Annotated in this window: 16 protein-coding genes; 12 read left to right on the forward strand and 4 right to left on the reverse strand. The window is 44.2% G+C overall.

The genetic code is table 11. The features are described 5' to 3' along the window. The first annotated feature begins 14 nt into the window (after window positions 1-14). From WC227_00735 to lepB, 7 genes are all read left to right on the forward strand, one after another. A complete protein-coding gene (locus tag WC227_00735) occupies window positions 15-1,013 on the forward strand; it encodes a 5'-3' exonuclease H3TH domain-containing protein (GenBank protein MFA6963229.1) in 999 nt (332 codons plus the stop codon). 19 nt (window positions 1,014-1,032) lie between these two features. Then, the gene (locus tag WC227_00740; protein MFA6963230.1) at window positions 1,033-1,713 is read left to right on the forward strand and encodes a methyltransferase domain-containing protein; all 681 of its coding nucleotides are present in this window, start codon (window positions 1,033-1,035) and stop codon (window positions 1,711-1,713) included. Window positions 1,714-1,732: 19 nt separating this feature from the next. After that, on the forward strand, window positions 1,733-2,245 hold the full coding sequence (locus WC227_00745) for an NUDIX domain-containing protein (protein ID MFA6963231.1): 513 nt from the start codon (window positions 1,733-1,735) through the stop codon (window positions 2,243-2,245). Then, window positions 2,242-3,498 carry a DNA polymerase gene (locus tag WC227_00750; protein ID MFA6963232.1) on the forward strand — a complete coding sequence of 419 codons (1,257 nt, stop codon included), beginning with the start codon at window positions 2,242-2,244 and terminating at the stop codon, window positions 3,496-3,498. Before WC227_00745 ends, WC227_00750 begins: the two co-directional genes overlap by 4 nt. Further along, complete coding sequence (gene holA / locus WC227_00755; GenBank protein ID MFA6963233.1) at window positions 3,495-4,430, forward strand: DNA polymerase III subunit delta; 936 nt, start codon at window positions 3,495-3,497, stop codon at window positions 4,428-4,430. Before WC227_00750 ends, holA begins: the two co-directional genes overlap by 4 nt. 77 nt (window positions 4,431-4,507) lie before the next feature. After that, the gene (locus WC227_00760; protein MFA6963234.1) at window positions 4,508-5,962 is read left to right on the forward strand and encodes a hypothetical protein; all 1,455 of its coding nucleotides are present in this window, start codon (window positions 4,508-4,510) and stop codon (window positions 5,960-5,962) included. 165 nt (window positions 5,963-6,127) lie between these two features. Continuing rightward, window positions 6,128-6,652 (forward strand): signal peptidase I, encoded by a 525-nt coding sequence (gene lepB / locus WC227_00765; protein ID MFA6963235.1) that lies wholly within the window; start codon window positions 6,128-6,130, stop codon window positions 6,650-6,652. Window positions 6,653-6,700: 48 nt separating this feature from the next. On the opposite strand, the gene rpsT is transcribed toward lepB, so the two are convergent. The 4 genes from rpsT to WC227_00785 all read right to left on the reverse strand — a co-directional run bounded on the left by rpsT (window position 6,701) and on the right by WC227_00785 (window position 10,077). Continuing rightward, entirely contained in the window at window positions 6,701-6,955 is a 255-nt protein-coding gene (gene rpsT / locus WC227_00770) for a 30S ribosomal protein S20 (protein MFA6963236.1), read from the reverse strand. A gap of 105 nt (window positions 6,956-7,060) precedes the next feature. After that, a complete protein-coding gene (locus tag WC227_00775; GenBank protein MFA6963237.1) occupies window positions 7,061-8,140 on the reverse strand; it encodes a sugar phosphate nucleotidyltransferase in 1,080 nt (359 codons plus the stop codon). 60 nt (window positions 8,141-8,200) lie between these two features. Next, a complete protein-coding gene (locus WC227_00780) occupies window positions 8,201-9,544 on the reverse strand; it encodes a phosphomannomutase/phosphoglucomutase (GenBank protein ID MFA6963238.1) in 1,344 nt (447 codons plus the stop codon). 77 nt (window positions 9,545-9,621) lie between these two features. After that, window positions 9,622-10,077, reverse strand: coding sequence for a PspC domain-containing protein (locus WC227_00785; protein MFA6963239.1), 456 nt, complete (start codon window positions 10,075-10,077; stop codon window positions 9,622-9,624). Window positions 10,078-10,174: 97 nt separating this feature from the next. Between WC227_00785 and WC227_00790 the strand changes: the two genes are divergently transcribed. The 5 genes from WC227_00790 to WC227_00810 all read left to right on the forward strand — a co-directional run bounded on the left by WC227_00790 (window position 10,175) and on the right by WC227_00810 (window position 15,195). Then, window positions 10,175-11,332 carry a DHH family phosphoesterase gene (locus WC227_00790; protein ID MFA6963240.1) on the forward strand — a complete coding sequence of 386 codons (1,158 nt, stop codon included), beginning with the start codon at window positions 10,175-10,177 and terminating at the stop codon, window positions 11,330-11,332. Window positions 11,333-11,443: 111 nt separating this feature from the next. Further along, the gene (rpsO, locus tag WC227_00795; GenBank protein ID MFA6963241.1) at window positions 11,444-11,722 is read left to right on the forward strand and encodes a 30S ribosomal protein S15; all 279 of its coding nucleotides are present in this window, start codon (window positions 11,444-11,446) and stop codon (window positions 11,720-11,722) included. Window positions 11,723-11,875: 153 nt separating this feature from the next. Next, window positions 11,876-14,017, forward strand: coding sequence for a polyribonucleotide nucleotidyltransferase (locus WC227_00800; protein ID MFA6963242.1), 2,142 nt, complete (start codon window positions 11,876-11,878; stop codon window positions 14,015-14,017). Window positions 14,018-14,145: 128 nt separating this feature from the next. After that, the gene (locus WC227_00805; GenBank protein ID MFA6963243.1) at window positions 14,146-14,406 is read left to right on the forward strand and encodes a hypothetical protein; all 261 of its coding nucleotides are present in this window, start codon (window positions 14,146-14,148) and stop codon (window positions 14,404-14,406) included. A 411-nt stretch (window positions 14,407-14,817) separates the two neighbouring features. After that, complete coding sequence (locus tag WC227_00810) at window positions 14,818-15,195, forward strand: hypothetical protein (GenBank protein MFA6963244.1); 378 nt, start codon at window positions 14,818-14,820, stop codon at window positions 15,193-15,195. Window positions 15,196-15,343 lie beyond the last annotated feature (148 nt).

Raw genomic sequence — 15,343 nt, forward strand, 5'->3', positions numbered from 1 at the left:
GTTATCATCAGTGCATGGAAAAGAAAACACTAGTATTGATAGATTCGAACGCGATAATTCATCGCGCTTATCATGCTTTGCCCAAGACGATGTCGACGCGCAAAGGCGAGCTGACCAATGTTGTCTACGGTTATACCACGACTTTAATCAAAGTTTTGGAGGATTTGAAGCCTGACTACATTGCTGCTTCGTTTGATGTCTCAAAAAACACCTTTCGACTGGCAGAATATGCCGAGTACAAAGCCCATCGGGTCAAAGCCGATCAGGAGCTATATGATCAAATCCCTCGAGTCAAGCAATTATTGAACGTCTTGAGCGTTCCGATATATGAGTTGGAAGGATTTGAGGCTGATGACGTCATCGGCACGATTGCACATATTTGTCAGGAGTCAGGAGTCGGGGGTCAGGAGAATGGCTCCAAACTCCAAACTCCAAACTCCCTGCATATTTACATCGTGACGGGGGACAAGGACGCATTTCAATTAGTCGACGGTAACATTGAAGTTTATGATTTGAAACACGGTCTATCTGACGCACAGATTGTCAATTCGACGGTGATCAAGACGCTCTGGAATTTGGATCCTTACGACTTCATCGATCTCAAGGCTCTGGCCGGCGATCCCTCTGACAACATCCCGGGCGTGCCAGGGATTGGGCCCAAGACTGCAACTCTTCTTTTGCAAAAATATGACACGTTAGTAGATATATACAAGAGAATCGACGAGGGCCTGGAGCTCGACGTTAAACCCAGAATTCTTGGCTTGCTCAAGGAGTACAAAGAGCAAGCATTTCTCTCCCAGCGACTCGCCACCATCCGCAAGGACGTACCGCTTGATTTCAAACTGGAAGATTGCCAATGGGGGGACTATGATAAGGATAGCGTCAGGGACTTTTTCGAAGAAATGCAGTTTAACTCACTGCTTCGACGATTCGGAGCGATCAAAGGCGACATGCCCAAGACCGAGCAATCAAAAGAACAAAAGAAGCAAGATGATCAATTAAAATTGTTATAGTAAACAATGGAGTAAAATAATGGATTCGGCAGAACACAATACGATTAAATACTCGATTTCTTACCAAGACACCCAAATGGATTTTCGAAATATCAAAAGATTGCAGAAAATCATCAGGCTCATCGATCCTTGCGATGATTTTCTTGATATAGGTTGCTGGGACGGCTACTTGATGAAGCAGTTTGTGAAAAGTGGCAAAGTCAAGAAAGCTGTCGGTGTTGATAATTCAAAGTCAGCTATTGAAATGGCGAAAAAGGATGGTCTTGAGGTTGTATTGGTTGAATCAGTTGATAAAAAGATTCCTTTTGGCGATGAAAGTTTTGATTGTGTATTCGCTGGAGAAATTATTGAGCATATTTATGATGTGAACAATTTTACTCTCGAAATAGAAAGAGTTTTAAAGAAAAATGGTCAACTCATAATTACAACGCCAAATCTGGCTTCATTTGGATCGCGGATGAGATTGTTGTTTGGCAAGACGCCTTGGATGATTGAAAATATTCTGGAGAAAGATTCGGCTGGCCATATCCGATATTTTACCTTTGACTCCTTGGAAAAAGTGCTGGAGGACCGTGGGTTTACAGTCGAACAATGCGCAACAAATGTTATTCAGCTCAACAAATATAATTTGACTGGTTCCCTCGCCGATTTATTTTATAAGTTAGGCTCAAATATTATTATCAAGTGTAGAAAGAATTGATCAGATGAATGATTCAGCTATGAAAGTATTACTCACAACCAAAGACCAAGACATTTATCCCGACGAAACTTTTGACCCAGACAACGATTGGAAAAAAAGAGAAGCTGCTAGGGCCATTGTTTTCGACGATCAGGGCTTAATTGCGCTGATGGATGTGTCGAAACATGGTTATCACAAACTCCCTGGCGGAGGACTGGACGAGGGCGAGAAAGTTTTTGACGCCCTCGCTCGAGAGCTGAGAGAAGAGACAGGTTGCAGGGCTGAGGTGACTCGTGAAGTCGGTCAGATACGAGAATATCGAAAGAAATATAATCAAGTGCAAGAAAGCTATTGCTATATCGCCAAGCTGGTCGGCGAAAAAGGCGAGCCAAGTCTTGAGCCTGGCGAGATAGCAGATGGCTTCAAAATAATGTGGGTAAGTATAGACGAGGCGATCGATTTGCTTTCATCGGACGAAACGGACGGTTACCATGGGAAATTTGTTTTGAAGCGAGATTTAGTATTTCTCAAAGAGGCAAAAAAACTTTTATGAACGAATTATTAGCAAAAGCTGAGAAATTAGGGGTCACAATTCCGCAGATTACTGCGGAGGAGATTAATGAACAGGTCAAGCCGGTGCTCAAGAAGATGGAGCAAGTCGGTATTGAGATTGATTGCAAAGTCTTGAACGACCTGGCCGAGAAGTTGGCTCATCGGATCACGAGATTAAAATCCAAGATTTATGAGCTGGTTGGCCACGAATTCAATATCGATTCGCCGATCCAAATGGCCGAAGTCTTGTTTGGCGAGTTAAAATTGCCAACTGCGGGGCTGAAGAGAACGAAGTCTGGCGTTTCAACGGCGGCCGCAGAGCTCAAGAAGATTGAAAATGAAAGCCCGATCATCGCACTGATCCTGGAACATCGGGAATTGGCCAAATTGATCTCTACATATTTGAAACCGCTACCACTTTTGGTAGATATTAATTCCAGGTTACATACGACCTATGGGCTCGAGACTTCGACAGGTCGACTGACCAGCTCCGAGCCAAATTTACAAAATATTCCGATTCGTGGGACCTACGGTGCCGAGATTCGTGCCTCTTTTGTCGCTTCATATGGGATGAAATTGATTGCGGCAGATTATTCACAGATAGAACTTCGAGTTGTCGCCTGTCTGGCAAAAGATGCCGCTATGATCGAGGCATTTCACGGTGGAGTCGATATTCATACCCGCACAGCGGCAGAAATATTTAATGTGAAGCCAAGCGAAGTGACTCCGGACCAAAGACGCAAGGCCAAGGCGGTAAATTTTGGCATTGTCTACGGTCAGACGCCCTATGGTTTGTCTCAGTCCTTGAGCATTCCGGTCGAGGAAGCGAGCAATTATATCAAGCGATATTTTGAGGTTCACACGGGAATCAAGAACTATATCAACGAAATGATCGACAGGGCTCACAATGATGGCTTTGTCGAAACGATATTTGGCACCAAGCGATATTTGCCAGAAATAAATTCTCGAGTTCATTATATTGCTGAGGCGGAGGAGCGGATGGCGATCAACATGCCAGTCCAGGGCACGGCGGCCGAACTATTGAAACTAGCAATGATCGAATTGGATCGAAAGCTTAGCAAAGGAAGTCGTATGCTTCTGACGGTCCATGACGAGTTGGTCGTTGAGGCACCGAGGGAAGACGCGGAAAGCGTGGCGAAAATCGTGAAGGAAACAATGGAAAACGTAGTCAAGCTTTGCGTACCAGTGACTGTAGAGGTCGGAATCGGTGATAATTGGTCAAGCGCGAAATGATCTATTTTATTTACGGAATTGACGCGTATTCGGTGAAGAAAGCGGCTGACAAATTGGCAGCTGATTTTGTCGCTAGTGAAGGGTCTGACTTTAATTTGATTAAGCTTGACGGCCAAACGATGAAGGCGGGCCAATTCTTTGACTCAGTTTCGACATTGCCATTTCTGGGTGCCAAGAGGCTGGTCACAGTTAATGGTCTTCTCGCTCTCGGGGACAAAGAATCCAAGCGAGTTGTGGCCGAAAAGATTAAGAATATTCCTGATTATTCTGATGTCCTGTTTGTAGACGAAGGAGAGCCAGACAAGCGTGAGTCAATATTCAAAGTTTTATCGGAGAAAGCAAAAGTCGAGCGATTTGACGCTCCGACCCCATATTTGGTGACTGACTTTGTTAAGAAGAAGATTACGGAGGCCGGACTAAAAGTTACCAGCCAAGTGGCAAATCAGATTTCTCTAGCAGTTGGAACAGATTTGTCTCGGGCAGAGAGCGAAACCGAAAAAATTATTTCATACACTTTTTACCTTGACCGCGATGAGGTCTCGGCCGATGTTGTCTCGAATTTGATTGAGCCGGTTAGCAATGTGAAAATATTTGATCTGACCGATGCTATCGCGGATCGACGACTTGGTCAGGCCTTTTCGATTCTTAGCAAGATGAGGAAATCGGGGCAAGATGAAGCGATGATTTTCAATATGATCATTTTCCAACTTCGTAATATGTTAATAATCGAGAGTTTGGGCAGTAATGCGAGCCAATCTGGCTTACATCCGTTTGTTGTGAAAAAGACTTTGAGCTCGATTCGGAAATTCAAACCAGGGGAGATAAAAAAGTTTTATTCAGATTTGGCAGAGCTGGACTGGAAAATTAAGAGCGGTATTTTGGAATTTTCAACTGCAGTCGACTTGTTGGTCGCAAATTTTTGTAAGTCATAGGTTTTTGGTATAATAAGAATCAAGTAACCTGGAGGGACAATTTGCAGGCTTCTTTGAAAAGCAGGACTAGATCATCTGTGATCAATTTTTATTGGCGTAAGCTGTTCTTTTTTGCTGGTCTGTTTTTGCTGGCCGGTTTTTGGCTGAGCAATATCGCCGCATACCGAGCTGATATTCAAAGTTATCAACCGCCCAAAGATAGTGGCAACCTGACGCTCCAAGTCGGTATAGATCAAAAAGGCGTGATCTCGGTGGATGGCAAGAAATTGCCGAACCGAGTGACTGTCCTTGCTGACCAGAAAGAAGAAGCTCGTTTCCCAATATTGGAAAATCCTGGCCGATATTTTAGCCAGGTCACGATCAACGTCACTTTGCCCCAAGCAGTAGCTCGAAATGTTGAATATCAGCTTGTGGCTAGTCATGGAGTGGGCAAAACTGATGCATATTTGGCAAACTCTACAACAGTTGTTTTCATCGCATATGATGTTGAGCCGACAGCCCTGATCACGCCAGTCCTCACGATGCCGAAGGGTACGATTGGCTTCCCGCTCATCTCCGAAATCAACAACTACATTCATTCTGTTGAGGCTGATGCGTGGGTTGTGACTGGTCTGGCTCTGCCATCGCTTACCCTAATCTTTATGTTTTTGTTTGTTTCTTACCAATCTCGCCGCCAGAAGATCGACGAGCCCGACGAAGAAACCCCGGCTCCGCCGATGGCGATTCCGCCAGCAGTTGTCGGCGCGATTATGCACCAGAAGGTTGGACCTCGTGAGATCGCGGCCACGCTGATTGATCTGGCAGTTCGCAAAGACATCTACATTATCGACCGTGACAGAGATTTCGCCTTCATCAAGAACAAATTTGATCGCCGACTTCTAGCCTTTGAGAAGATATTGCTTTCCAAGATCTTCAGGACCAAACTGATTTCATCCAAAAAAGAGGTCGAACATCGGATCAACAATCACCTATATAGCCGCAAAATGTCTCTCGTCACTTCCGGCATTTACACATTGGCGACCAGACTTGGCTACTTCAGAGTCAATCCGAGATTCGTCCATATTAAATACCAGATGATTGGGCTTTTCCTTTTCTTTAGCGGCCTGGCTGGATTCTTTGTAACTCTCAAGTACTACAGCGGCCCAGCTTTTGTCGCCTTCTTCTGGGTTGGCATGATGATCTCGGCTCTCGTGATCTCACTGACCGCAAAGAATATTCCTATTCGAACAATTCTAGGCCAAGAGGCAGTCAGTAACTGGCTAGCGTTTAAAAAGTATCTAACTAGCAAAAAGAAGATTGAATTTTCATATGATAATTTAGAACTATTTCAGAAATATCTGCCATACGCAGTGGTGCTGGAGTGTGAAACCGCTTGGGCCAAGCGCTTTTCAGAGCAGAACTTCATGGTGCCAGAGTGGTTCATGACCGACAAGACGGGACTCGGTATGTCGGACTTTTGTCTTTCGCTCTTCCCAATTGTTTCTTATGTCGGCCGAAGCCTGGCCAATATTCAGGAACCAAGCTACAGGTAAAGCCTTACGGCAAGTATCAACTGTCAATTATCAATGATTCCCAAAGGGACCCTTTCAGGGCATCTAAGTATCAAGTCTTCAAGTATTTATTGATTTCAAAACTCACTTGATAATTGAACATTGACTCTTGATCATTAATTTTTTTTGTTTATGTTTCGAGAAATTTTGTGGAGAATAATTTATGGAGGCGGCATACTTTTCGATTTGACGAAATGGTTGATTTTAGTCGTGGTCGTATTCTTGTTGGTAAATACGTTTTTCATTTCTATCTTTGTTGTCGATGGTTGGTCGATGGATCCGAATCTAGTCGACAAGGAAGTGATACTTTGGAACAAAAATGCATATACCAAAGCTAATCCCGAGAGAGGCGACGTCGTGGTCGTAAATTATCCTGGCAATATCAAGAAGCAATACGTGAAACGCGTTGTCGGCCTGCCTGGCGAAACCATTGAAGTTGCCGAGGGGTCTGTCTATATCGATGGGCAGAAGTTTAATGAGTCATATTTAACTTCGGAGGTAATTACAGATCCGAACTTTGCTATAGCGCTCAAGAATGACCAATACTTTGTAATGGGAGACAATAGGACAAATTCAAGCGATTCGCGGGCCTTCGGGCCAGTTGCCAAGAGGTTTGTCTTGGGCAAGTCGCTCAAGGTAATTTATCCTAGTTTCAAGGCTATTCCAAGATAAAAAAATACTCTCGAGTGCGAGAGTATTTTTTGTAAGAACGAGTGCAAATTATTTTTCTAGAGATTTGGCAAGGCGAGACTTCAAACGGTTGGCCTTGTTTTTGTGAATAACATTTTTCTTGGCGGCAAGATCAAGCTCACGGAAAGCTTTGGAGAGAAGTGTATTGACGTCTTTGGCTTTGGCCTTGACTGCTACCTTCAACCCTTTGACTGCGCCTTTAACTTTGGCCCTGGTCAGGTCGTTGAATTCTTTGTTTTGGATGTTGGTTCGGAGAGCCTTCTTGGCTGATTTGATGATTGGCATGTGAGTAAATTTCTAATTATTTTAGGTCTCAATTTCTTTACAAAAATTACTTTAACACAATATTGAGCGGAAGTAAATATTTATCAATCTCTAGTTGATCCGATGTTAAAGGTACAGCCCTTTTCCTTCTGCCTTGAGCTTCTCGATCAGATCTTTGACCTCGTGCGACTTGTCGCCTTTGCAGATCAACATTGCGTCCGGGGTGTCGACAACGATAATGTCCTCTAGGCCCACAGTCGCGATCAGTTTGTCGTTTGCCATGACAAGACACTTGTCGTTGTCCACGCCCATGAAATGGCCCTTAGAAACGACTTTAGAGCCATATTCTTCGACAAGCACCTCGAGCAAAGTGCCCCATGATCCGACGTCGCTCCAACCGAAGTCTCCTGGCACGACCATGATGTCATCGGTTTTCTCCGAAATGGCGTAATCAATCGATGTTTTGTCAATCTTGGGATACTCTGTCTCGGCCACCTTGCTGTATTCTGGTGTGCCAAATTTTTCACCAACTTTTTCCAACGCATCAAAGGATTCCTTGGCGTATTTGGCATAAAGGTCTCTGATGTGTTTGATCTTCCACGCGAACATACCACCATTCCAAAGATAGTCCCATTGGGTCACATATTTCTTGGCAGTTTCCAGGTCTGGTTTTTCAACAAAACGTTTGACTGAAAATAATTTTAAGTCATCTTTAACTTCAACTTGTGAATCCATCTGGATGTAGCCCATGCCAGTATCTGGCTTGGTCGGATTGATACCGATCAAAATCATGTGATCTGAGTACTCTCCGCCAATTAAATCTTCAACAAAATCAACAATTTTAATAAACTCGTTGGGTTGAGTGATGATGTGGTCTGACGGCACGAAGATGGCCGAAGCCTCAGGGTCACGTCGGTGTATCGCCTCGATTGCAATACCACAAGAGCCGAGAGTGCCAGTAGCATATGGCTCGACGATGAAATTTTCTTTTGGAAGATCAGGCAATTGTTTCTCTGCTTCCGCAAGGCAGCCCTTGGTCACGGTCACCAAGATTTCCTCTGGTTTGAATTTCTTTGTGAGACGGTTGTAAGTCTCTTGGATCATTGTGTTCTTGCCAAGCAGAGAGTGGAATTGTTTGGGTGTTTCTACTCTAGAGAGAGGCCACAACCTGGTGCCTTGGCCCGAAGCCATGATAACTGCGTACATAAAATCCTTATCTTAATTTATGGTCAGATAATAACACAAAACAGCGTGCAGGTTAACAGGCTAGTTTCGGATAATAGAAAGGAGCTCGTCGCGTTTTGTTTCCATCAGCTCTTCTGATTTGGCTTCGACGTTTAGGCGCAGAAGGGGCTCGGTGTTGGACGAACGTAGGCTGAACCACCAGTCTGAGTATTCAACACTGAGTCCGTCGAGAGTGAATTGTTTCCCGTCGGCGTATTTTGCCTTTATCTCTTCGATCTTTGCTTTGGGGTCAGCAACCTCTGTATTTATTTCTCCAGAGTCAGAGTAAATGCTAAATTCGGCGGCTAACTCGGAAATTGGCTGATTGAGCACACTTACCATTTCCAACACGATGAGAGCGGTCAACATGCCAGAATCAGCGTAGTATAAGTTTTTGTAAAAATAATGGCCTGAATGTTCGCCAGCGAAGAATCCATCTTCTTTGCGCATCTGAGTTTTGATCAGAGAGTGCCCGACCAGTGTGATCGAGGGAACGCCGCCGTATTTGACAATAGTTTCGCGAACGCACCAGCTCGTCACAACATTATAGAGAATTCGAGCGCCAGGATTTTTCTCAAGTAAACTCTTGGTGACCATAGCCAAGATCACGCTAGCGGTGATCGTCTGACCTTTTTCGTCAATGAAGTAGACGCGGTCGCCATCACCGTCGAAGGCGAGACCGAGGTCGGCCTTTTCTTCCAAAACTTTCTTTTTCAGATCAACAACATTCTTGTCCTCTATTGGGCTGGGTTGGTGATTTGGAAAAGTTCCGTCGATCTCGAAGTAAAGGGGGATAATCTCGATCGGCAAATCACCAAAAATTTTATCGATGACATAGCCAGCGACACCATTGCCTGCGTCGACGACAACTCGAAGTGGCTTGAGGGCAGATTTGTCAATCAATGAGATCAATTTGTCGCCATATACTTTGTAAATATCGCGTTTTTCGATCTTGCCTTTGGCGTCACTCGTCTCCAATTGATCGTTGACAATCATATCCCGAATCTCGAAGAGTCCGTCATTACCGGAGAGGGCGACCGCGCCTTTCTTGACCGCTTTCAAGCCATTGTATTGGCTTGGATTGTGCGAAGCGGTAATCATGATCGCGCCGTCCAGATCATCATAATAGGCAGAGGCAACGTAGGTCATATCCGTAGTAGAGATGCCAAGGTCGACGACATCAGCGCCAGCTTCAATTAACCCGCCAAAGAGAGCATCTTTGAGGGCAGGCGTAGAAACTCGACCATCGTATCCGACTGCGACCTTCTTGGCTGAATATTTGTTGGCGAAGGCGATACCAAAATTGTGCATAATTTCTTCATTGATCGTCTCGGGGTAGACGCCCCGCACGTCATAAGACTTAAAGATGTTGGGATCGATTTTCATAAATCTCCAATTTAAATTAGTAAATATTAGCGATTATCTTCGATCGCTTGTGAAAATTCAAGTGCTTTGTTAGGCGCTTATTCTTGTTTGCGATTACCATTGGCCCGAAGCAGGATAATGCCGAGGATAATTAGGATGATCGGCCAGCCGATTGCCCAGATGTTGATTTGAAAAGTTATTTGAATCAGACAGACAATGCCAAAAAGAATGATTATAACTCCGAGGATCGCCTTGGTATCGCGTCGGTTCCCACCGTTCCACTCGCCAGCAAATCCTTTCTTGAATTCGTCTCCAAACTCCTGCGCTTTCTGTCTGATCTCGGATGCGACATCGCTACGGCTTTTGCAGGTCGGATCATTGGGGATGAAAACCCAGGCCAAAAAGTAGAAAACGATAGAGATCCCAGAGAAGCCCAATATCACAAATACCAATCTAACCAGAAGCGGATCGAGATCAAAATACTTTGCCAGGCCACCACAAATGCCGGCAATATATCGGTCAGAACATGATCTGTAAACTCTTTTTTCTTTCATTTGTCTCCTTTATTTTTACTCTACCTAAATTATATCATATTGACTTCTTTCGCACATTTGCTATAGTGATCAGTTCATTAAAACAGGACAAAAGAGCGTGGAACTGACACCAAAACAACAAGTTGTGGAAATCTTGAAAAGCAAACAGAAGATTCTCCTTTTGACTCACAAGAACCCGGATGGCGATGCCCTGGGAAGTATTTTGGCTTTGTACCAAGTCCTGAAGGGCATGGGCAAGGATGTCACAGCCGTTTCAACCGATCAAATTCCGCCAGTTTTTGGCTTCCTTTCCGAGATTTCTTCTCTCTCTGATAACTTTGCTGGTACTCGTGATTTTGTCATCTCACTCGACGTTTCGAAGATTAAGGCCGACAAGGTGATGTACAAATTGATTGAAGACAAACTCCACATTATTGTCACACCGCTCAACGGTCAATTTGAGGCCAAAGATGTTGTCTCGGACGAAGGTGGCTTCCATTATGAGGCCATTGTCATCCTGGATTCGCCAGATCTTGAGCGTATCGGCACTCCTTTTGAGAATAATCCAGAGTTGTTTTATGATGTTCCAGTCGTAAATATCGACCATCACCCAGGCAATGATCAGTTCGGCAAGATTAATTTAGTTGATTTGACTGCAACTTCTACCGCCGAAATTCTTGTTTCTGTGCTCGAAGCTCTGACTGGGGACTCGAAATTCTTGAATGAAGAAATCGCCACTTGTTTGCTCACTGGCATTATTACCGATACCAATTCGTTCCAAAATTCCAACACAACTCCAAAATCTCTAACAGTGGCGGCTCAGCTTGTTGCTTCAGGCGCCAGACAGCAGGAGATTATCAAGAGCATCTATAAGACTAAGCCTTTATCAACCCTGAGACTTTGGGGCCGGGCCTTGACCAAGCTTAGAGATGAGAGGGACTATCGCTTTGTCTGGACTGAATTATACAAGAGCGATTATCTCGAAGTTGGTGCGGCAGAGCCGGAGTCAAGCGGAGTGATCGACGAACTTTTGAAAACTGCCCAGGGTGTTGATTTTGCCCTTTTGCTTTCAGAGAAGAACGGCGATGTTCACGGTTCGCTGCGGGCTACCAACAAGACGATCGACGTCTCAATTATCGCTAGACTTTTTGGTGGTGGTGGTCATGCTGCGGCAGCTGCTTTTCAAATTAGTAGCTCAGATCTCGAAAAATCTTCTGGCATGATAATTCAGAAGATCAAGGATTATCAGAAGTCCCTCACTAACGCGCAAAATTAATAATTGTGGCGTTGCAATTTCGTCTAATTTAGGTTATAGTTTCAATAATCAATTAATAAGGGGAGAAACTGGTGCGTGGCCCTTGCTACGCTTGCCAGCTGAAAGGATTTAATGGTTCAGGAAAAGGCCCAAAAGGTACAGAAAGAGGATCTGGTCAAAAAGTATCAGACCCACGACAACGACACTGGTTCGACAGAGGTGCAGGTAGCAATCCTCACCAAGAAGATTTCAGACTTGACCAAGCACTTGAAGGAGCACAAGAAGGATTTTGATTCTCGACGTGGACTCTTGATGATGGTTGGCAAACGCCGAAGACTTCTAAACTACCTCAAGAAAAAGAATGAGGCAGATTACATCAAAGTTATTACCGATCTCAATTTGAAGAGATAATGGTCTAAGATATAGCCCCTTCGCGGGCTATTCTTAGTTCATTAAATAAATCGCAGAAGAAAAGTTCAGGGGTTATTCAGATATTAGTAATTTGTATGATACCTATTACTAATAGTCAATAACACTTGAACTCTCTGCAAGAAAGGCAATTCCATGATTAAGAAACTGGAATTCACGACTCGTAATTACGAAGTCGATTTTGGTACGAAAAAAGTTAAACTCGAGACTGGCAAACTGGCTGGATTGGCCAATGGTTCGATCACGGCTCGCTATGAAGACACGGTAGTCTTGGCGAACGTCTGTGTGGCGGCTGAAGCAAAAGAGGGAGCAGACTTCTTCCCTCTCATGGTTGAGTATGAAGAGCGTTTCTACGCTGCTGGTAAGATTTCTGGTAGCCGATTCATCAAACGTGAAGGTAGACCAAGCGACTCTGCTATTCTAAACGGTCGCAAGATTGATCGTCCGATCAGACCTCTTTTCCCAAAATCATATCGAAATGATGTTCAAATTATTGTAACAACTCTTTCATATGACGGCTCTATCGATCTCTCAGTTCTCGGCACCTTGGCCGCCTCAGCTGCTCTGATGCAGACCAACGCTCCATACAAGGGACCTATCGCATCTGTAAACGTTGGCATGATCGATGACAAATTCATCCTAAACCCAACTGAAGAAGAGCAGGAAAAATCAATTTTGAATCTTACATTCGCTGCGACCAAAGAGCGAATCATGATGATCGAAACTGAGGCGAATGAAGTTTCCGAAGAGAAGGTTTTCGAAGCTATGCAGTTTGGCCACAAGGCGATGCAATCTGTAATCGATATTCAACACAAAATTGCCGAAGATCACGCTCGAGAAGTCGCACAAATTGTCGACGAAAAGACAGAGGGTCTTCACCTCGAGGTTTCAAATCTCGTAGCCGAGAAGATCAAAGATGCTTTGGCTGAGCTGGACAAAGAAGCTCGACAAGCCAAGCTCAAGGCTTACGAAGATGAAGCGCTTGCTTCACTCGAAGGAACATACAAACAGGTTGAGATCAAAGGTGCTTTCTCCAAGCTCGTAGAGAAGGAAATTCGCCACTTGATCCTAGATGAAGGTATCCGCCCAGATGGCCGTGAGATCGAAGAAATCCGACCAATCAACGTTGAACTTGGCATATTGCCTCGTCCACATGGCTCTGCTCTCTTCACACGTGGCCAGACACAGGCTTTGACCGTCGTTACCCTCGCTTCTCCAGGTTTCGAACAAATGATCGACACAATGGAAGGTGAGAGCACCAAGAGATATATGCATCACTATAATTTCCCACCTTACTCTACTGGTGAAGTCCGCCCGGTTCGAGGAGTGGGACGTCGTGAAATTGGTCATGGCTACCTGGCTGAGAAGGCGCTCAAGCCTATGCTTCCTGATCAAGATTCTTTCCCTTACACAATTCGCCTCGTTTCTGAGATTTTGAGCTCAAATGGCTCAAGCTCGATGGCAGCGACTTGCGGTTCAACTCTTGCTCTTATGGACGCTGGCGTCCCAATCAAGAAACCAGTTTCTGGTATTGCCATGGGCCTAGTTACCAACGCAGACGCTTCTGAATACAAAATCCTTTCTGACCTTCAGGGACTTGAGGACTTTGCTGGGGACATGGACTTCAAAGTTGCTGGTACAGCTGATGGTATTACTGCCATCCAGATGGACACCAAGATCGCCGGGCTTACCTACGATATCGTCAGAGACACTCTAGCTCAGGCCAAAAAGGGCAGAGCTGAAATTCTCGAGGTTATTCTAGCCGCAATCCCTGCTCCTCGTGCAGAACTCTCGAAATATGCCCCACGCATCGAGGCTATACACATTAATCCAGACAAAATCGGTGAGCTTATCGGACCTGGTGGCAAGAATGTCAAGAAAATCGTTGAAGAGTGCGGTGGCAAAGAGATTATCTCTGTTGACATCGAAGATGACGGTACAGTCATGGTTTCCTCAATTGACTCTGAGATGGGTGCCAAGGCAATCGCGATGATCAAATCTATGATGCGCGAAATCTTGCCTGGCGAGGTCCTAACTGGTCCAATCATCGAGATCAAGAAGGATCGTATGACCGGCAAAGAGATCGGCGCTATCTTCCAGATCACACCAAAGATGGACGGCATGATTCATATCTCTCAGATTGCTGAGCAGAGAATCGAAAGAGTCTCAGACGTGCTCAAAGTCGGTCAAATCGTAACAGTCAAAGTGACTGAAGTCGATGCGGCCAAAGGCCGAATCGGATTGACTATGAAGGGCGTTGACCAAACCGCAAAGTAATAAACTATCGTTGGCGCTGGAATATCGGTTACGATGCAACATTCTCTGCAAAGAATAGTTAAAAAAATCGTTTTGCCGAGATATTATGGAGCATTTAGCAGTGTTAAGTTTTAGCAAGGAGCTGAACAATGGAAAAAAACAAAACGAGGCAGAGCTGGGTAATTCCCGTAACGGCTATACTGGTAGCAATTATTATTGGCAGTAGCATTTTTGCGTCTCAATACTACAAGCAAAGGTCCGAAGAGAGACAGCACCAGGCAGATACAAAATTGCAACAAGATAGGTTGAGAGTTGAAGCGTGCATAGAGAGAAATAAAATAAAAGCCGAACAAGCACAAAGTGGCGATAGTTTCATTGGTAAGTTCTATGTATCCGAGAAATGCGAATAAATAGCCTTGAACTTCCGATAATTATAATTGCATGAACTAAAATAATTGAAAAGAATGGAGAGTAAATGGCTGATCCACTTTCGCAACTAAATTGCATGGAATGCAAAGCACAACTTCCGAATGAACTAAAAAACGATGAAGGTAAGTTGCAGATAACTTGCCCGAAATGTGGCACGACTAATAACCTCATTGAGTCTGGTTCAAAAGACGATTTGGTGAGATTAAGGCCTATCAGTATTGAGAAATAGGTAAAAAAGAGTAACTTCCGGAGACGCTCGTCGGCTGAGAGCGTTCCTCAAAACTAGACGTTTGCTAAATGCTCGGTTTTGCTATTTTGTATGTTGAGGTGGTAAGCTATCTATAATAAGATTGTTTGTTTAGCGGAGTTGCATAATAAAGGGAGGGAATATTATGAAAGTGTTATATTCTAAAATTCAGAACTTTTTTATGGGAAATCGGCTCTCGAAAGAGGCTTTTATCGCATATTTTAATAGAATGCCTGATAATATTTCAGTTAATTGGTTAAGGGACGGAGATTTTATCATTGGAAAAGTTAAATCTGAGGATATCGAGTTCATGACTCAGGCAAAAGACGCAAATGAATTTGTCGAAATGGTTAACGATGCCTTAATTACAGTTTACAATATTCCGCGAGGATATTTAGAGGTGGTCAAGCAGGCCAGAGCATATAGCCCCACACAAGCGGAATGGAACGATCTGAATAATGTTGCAATTAAGAAATGTTCTCTTGGGTTTAAAAAGGACAAGAAAATACTGACGCTCGCGTAATTTTCAGAGGGACTTACTTTGTCGGAATATGCAGATATTAAATATAATAAATTTCAAAACTTTCTGAAGAAACTGAAAAATGTTTCTGGCGTGGAGGTATCGCCAGGTGGCCGTCACAATACGAAAGTTACTTGTATATATACGGGGC

It is taken from the genome of Patescibacteria group bacterium (assembly GCA_041671645.1).
Lineage (GTDB): Bacteria > Patescibacteriota > UBA1384 > XYA2-FULL-43-10 > 1-14-0-10-43-13 > JBAZBD01.

What these genes read in the sequence shown, in the direction of transcription:
- WC227_00735 (MFA6963229.1), top strand. Translation starts at nt 15, where the DNA reads ATGGAAAAGAAAACACTAGTATTGATAGATTCGAACGCGATAATTCAT.
- WC227_00740 (MFA6963230.1), top strand. Translation starts at nt 1,033, where the DNA reads ATGGATTCGGCAGAACACAATACGATTAAATACTCGATTTCTTACCAA.
- WC227_00745 (MFA6963231.1), top strand. Translation starts at nt 1,733, where the DNA reads ATGAAAGTATTACTCACAACCAAAGACCAAGACATTTATCCCGACGAA.
- WC227_00750 (MFA6963232.1), top strand. Translation starts at nt 2,242, where the DNA reads ATGAACGAATTATTAGCAAAAGCTGAGAAATTAGGGGTCACAATTCCG.
- holA (MFA6963233.1), top strand. Translation starts at nt 3,495, where the DNA reads ATGATCTATTTTATTTACGGAATTGACGCGTATTCGGTGAAGAAAGCG.
- rpsT (MFA6963236.1), bottom strand. Translation starts at nt 6,955, where the DNA reads ATGCCAATCATCAAATCAGCCAAGAAGGCTCTCCGAACCAACATCCAA.
- WC227_00775 (MFA6963237.1), bottom strand. Translation starts at nt 8,140, where the DNA reads ATGTACGCAGTTATCATGGCTTCGGGCCAAGGCACCAGGTTGTGGCCT.
- WC227_00780 (MFA6963238.1), bottom strand. Translation starts at nt 9,544, where the DNA reads ATGAAAATCGATCCCAACATCTTTAAGTCTTATGACGTGCGGGGCGTC.
- WC227_00785 (MFA6963239.1), bottom strand. Translation starts at nt 10,077, where the DNA reads ATGAAAGAAAAAAGAGTTTACAGATCATGTTCTGACCGATATATTGCC.
- rpsO (MFA6963241.1), top strand. Translation starts at nt 11,444, where the DNA reads ATGGTTCAGGAAAAGGCCCAAAAGGTACAGAAAGAGGATCTGGTCAAA.
- WC227_00800 (MFA6963242.1), top strand. Translation starts at nt 11,876, where the DNA reads ATGATTAAGAAACTGGAATTCACGACTCGTAATTACGAAGTCGATTTT.
- WC227_00805 (MFA6963243.1), top strand. Translation starts at nt 14,146, where the DNA reads ATGGAAAAAAACAAAACGAGGCAGAGCTGGGTAATTCCCGTAACGGCT.
- WC227_00810 (MFA6963244.1), top strand. Translation starts at nt 14,818, where the DNA reads ATGAAAGTGTTATATTCTAAAATTCAGAACTTTTTTATGGGAAATCGG.